1 protein-coding gene is annotated in these 838 nt (G+C 43.8%); it reads left to right on the forward strand.

The genetic code is table 11. The features are described 5' to 3' along the window. Positions 1 to 838, forward strand: an 838-nt coding sequence (gene tuf / locus EK386_RS20700; protein WP_126660866.1) for an elongation factor Tu, incomplete at both ends; no start/stop codon positions are given.

Raw genomic sequence — 838 nt, forward strand, 5'->3', positions numbered from 1 at the left:
AAACTCGTGAGCACATCTTATTAGGTCGCCAAGTAGGCGTACCATACATCATCGTATTCTTAAACAAATGCGACATGGTAGATGACGAAGAGTTATTAGAATTAGTAGAAATGGAAGTACGTGAACTTCTTTCTCAATATGACTTCCCAGGTGACGATACACCAATCGTACGTGGTTCAGCGTTACAAGCGTTAAACGGCGTACCGGAGTGGGAAGAAAAAATTCTTGAGTTAGCACACCACTTAGATACATACATTCCAGAGCCGGAGCGTGCAATTGATAAACCGTTCTTATTACCAATCGAAGACGTATTCTCAATTTCTGGTCGTGGTACGGTAGTAACAGGCCGTGTTGAACGTGGTATCATCAAATCAGGTGAAGAAGTTGAAATCGTAGGTATCAAAGAAACTACGAAAACAACCGTAACCGGTGTTGAGATGTTCCGTAAATTATTAGACGAAGGTCGTGCGGGGGAAAACGTTGGTGCATTATTACGTGGTACAAAACGTGAAGAAATCGAACGTGGTCAAGTATTAGCGAAACCGGGTACAATCACTCCGCACACAGACTTCGAATCAGAAGTTTACGTATTATCAAAAGAAGAAGGTGGTCGTCATACTCCATTCTTCAAAGGTTACCGTCCACAGTTCTACTTCCGTACAACGGACGTAACAGGTACAATCGAGTTACCGGAAGGTGTTGAGATGGTAATGCCGGGCGACAACATCAAAATGACTGTGAGCTTAATTCACCCAATCGCGATGGACGAAGGTTTACGTTTTGCGATTCGTGAAGGTGGTCGTACAGTAGGTGCGGGCGTGGTAGCGAAAATCATCAA

Source organism: Lysinibacillus antri, from assembly GCF_003977595.1.
In the GTDB taxonomy this organism is placed as follows: domain Bacteria; phylum Bacillota; class Bacilli; order Bacillales_A; family Planococcaceae; genus Ureibacillus; species Ureibacillus antri.